This window comes from Paenibacillus sp. 05T425, assembly GCF_056396205.1.
In genome coordinates this window covers 1-1,673 of sequence record NZ_JBFTLA010000037.1, presented here as the reverse complement: position 1 = coordinate 1,673, position 1,673 = coordinate 1, and the positions used below count along the sequence as shown (strand labels likewise).

At 44.5% G+C, this 1,673-nt stretch carries 1 protein-coding gene; it reads right to left on the bottom strand.

What is annotated here, in order from left to right; translation table 11 throughout:
* Positions 1 to 42 precede the first annotated feature (42 nt).
* A protein-coding gene (locus tag AC1DF0_RS31885; protein WP_477577560.1) for an IS3 family transposase occupies positions 43 to 1,607 on the bottom strand; the annotation gives its coding sequence in 2 pieces (ribosomal slippage) (positions 43 to 971 and positions 971 to 1,607; 1,566 coding nt in all).
* Positions 1,608 to 1,673: the final 66 nt, after the last annotated feature.

The following is a 1,673-nucleotide window of genomic DNA, read 5'->3' as shown; positions in this document are numbered from 1 at the left end:
TGAACTGCACCCCGTCAAGTAGACAGTACAAAAAATAAAGATCTATGAAGCGGCCTTAGCCCTAAATTCAAGGGGACTGAGGCCGTTTAGTTTTTTCTGCAATCGTTCGTAATTGTAAAAGTGGATGTAATCATCAATATCGTTCTTTAGCTGCTCAAAAGTTTGGTATTTATGTAAGTAGTACTTCTCACATTTCAACGTTCCCCAAAATGATTCCATTGGACCGTTATCAATACAACGTCCGACCCTGGACATGCTCTGCTTCAGCTTAGCCTTATCCAACATTCTCTTAAAACCCGAAGACGTGTACTGAAAGCCCCGGTCGCTATGAAGGAGCGCTTTGCTTCTTGGCGCTGCCTTTAGAGCCAACTTCAATGTTTTAAACACGAGCGGATTATTATTGGAATGTCCCAGTACATAAGAAACAATCGATTTATCATGAAGGTCGAGAATGGCGCTTAAATAGGCCTTYTGACCGTTGCCGTATTTAAATTCAGTGACATCCGTTAGCCACTTTTCGTTCGGTACTTCCGCTTGAAACGCACGGTTTAATACGTTCTCAGCTACGTGCTGCGGTATAGAACGTTCATATTTCTTTTTCTTCCTGCGAATGACGGACTGAATTCCTCTTATCTTCATCAGACGATACACGCGTTTGTGGTTAATCTGCTTCTCCGTTTGTCGACGCATATGCAGCGTTAATTGACGGTAGCCGAAGGTGCCTTCAACCTTTTCATATAACGTCATCATGACCGCCGTAAGCTCYTGGTTCTCCAACTGTCGTTGGCTAGGCTTGTGACTGAGCCACTTGTAGTAGCTTGACCTTGGAATCTCCGCAACCTTGCACAGTAGCTGTATGCTAAGCGCTTCTGCCTGCTGCACGGCTTGGATAGCGAGATAAATGTTTTCCTGTCGATGTCCGCTTAGCGACGCCTCCCTTGAAACTCCTGTAACTTTTTTAAGAAAGCATTCTCCGCCCGAAGCCGCTCAACCTCGTACTCCAGTTTCTTCATGGCGAGCTTTTGCTGATCGAYCTCAGATAACTCTTCAGGTGCCTTCGTGCGCCCTCTGCCGTCTMGCAAAGCGTTCTCGCCGTCTGCTTCGTACTTCTTTACCCATCCGTAAACTTGYTGATAAGAAACGTGATATTTCTCTACTGCTTTTTGATAGTTTCGATTTTGTGATAAGCAATACATTACAATGTCCATTCGTTCTTCCCAAGTCGTTGTCCGTCCCTTTGTCATAGCGGCTCCGCCCCCGTTCTTATACGGTCTTAGACCGCTATGACTATTATACTTCTTAATCCAGTTTCGGAGCTGTGTGCGGCTTGCCATACGGTACTTCCTTATAATTTCATTCTGTGAGTACTTTCCAGATAGATAATCTTGAACAGCCTGAAGTTTAAGTTCCACTGAGTAGCTCTTATTCTCTGCACGCCATGCTAACCCTTCGAATCCGTACAGTGCATAACGACGTCGCCATTCCTTCAACGTACTGACGTTAATGTTATATTTACAAGCGATCTCACTTCGTGATCCCCGTCCTGCTTCATACTCCTTCAGAATGGCTAATTTCTCTTCCCCGCAGTACTCATTTATTTGAGACATGAAAAAACTCCCCTTGATAAACAGGTTTTTATTATTTCACCTGTCTACCTAAAGGGGAGCATATCA